The sequence below is a fragment of the Streptomyces sp. CO7 genome (assembly GCF_053474865.1).
On the sequence record NZ_JBRIOU010000167.1, the window covers coordinates 1 to 380 of the forward strand.

Sequence of the window (380 nt, forward strand, 5' to 3'; positions counted from 1 at the left end):
GCTCTTCATGGGGCTTGTCACAGGTTTTATCTCGACTTCAATGGCACTCATCTCTGCACAGACGGAAAAGGCAACTGCAGGTAAAACCCTTGGAACGATGCAGATGAGTAATGTCGCCGGAGGATTGTTTGGTCCATTAATGGGCGGATTCATGGCAGACAGCGTCGGATTTATTTATACGTTTTTCCTCACAGCGGCTGTCATTTATGTGTCAGCAATTGTGATTATTTTCGGAGTGAAAGAACATCCCATCCGTTCAAAAGAAGCGAGGCGCGTTTCTTACTCACGGAAGGATGTGCTCGTTCATATTTTCAAACAGCCTTTGCTTGTCGTCACGATGCTTTTAACGTTCATTACACAAGTAGGGAACTTTAGCATTC

1 protein-coding gene is annotated in these 380 nt (G+C 45.0%); it reads left to right on the top strand.

What is annotated here, in order from left to right:
* Window positions 1-40: 40 nt before the first annotated feature.
* A partial coding sequence (locus tag ACOV8S_RS31605) for an MFS transporter (protein ID WP_448321902.1) occupies window positions 41-380 on the top strand: 340 nt, incomplete at its 3' end.